Here is a 637-nt window from a genome sequence, read left to right as displayed (position 1 = left end):
TTGTACTCCTTGAAAAGAGGAATGTCAAGAAAAATGATTGCGCACGCAACTTTTTTAAAAAATCTGATTAAGAAATGAAATCAAGACTCGTTTCCAGTCTTTCTTCGACGGCTTTTTGCAGGTAAGCTAGGGTGGTTTGTCCCTCGTCAGTCAGGCAGATAAAACTAGCCCGTCTATCCTGATCGCAACATCTGCGACTAAGCAAACCGCAGTTTTTCTCTTCTAATCGTGCCACCATTCGAGAAACAGCGCTCGGACTGAGATGGAGTTTATCGGGTAAATCAATCTGTCGTAAGGATTTTTCATCGGCTAGATCCAAATAGTAGAGCAGGTAAAACTCTTTCAAGTTCAGCCTTTGTTCACTCTGCTGGGCAATAGTTTCTTCCAACAAGGCTTCCATTTCTTTTTGATGGCGGTTGTAGTCAAACCATTTTTCTAAGTAGGTCATTGCTTTCTCCTTTCTTTTCAAAGTAAAAATCACAAAGTCATTAGTGACTGTTTCTGCAATACAAGATGATTGCGCATGCAATGATTATACTACTTTTAACTAATCCGTGCAAGAGAGAAGAATTGCAATATTTCCTTGAAATTTTCTGAAAAAAGAGTAAACTGGTATGCAAGAAGTCTATTTCGTGGA

1 protein-coding gene is annotated in these 637 nt (G+C 39.1%); it reads right to left on the bottom strand.

The annotated features are described in order from the left end of the window. Positions 1 to 67 precede the first annotated feature (67 nt). Positions 68 to 448 (bottom strand): MarR family winged helix-turn-helix transcriptional regulator, encoded by a 381-nt coding sequence (locus GMD6S_RS09905; RefSeq protein WP_000221641.1) that lies wholly within the window; start codon positions 446 to 448, stop codon positions 68 to 70. Positions 449 to 637 lie beyond the last annotated feature (189 nt).

The organism is Streptococcus sp. GMD6S (genome assembly GCF_000297015.1).
Note: the sequence above shows the minus strand (reverse complement) of the source record. Positions and strands in the feature narration are given on the sequence as shown.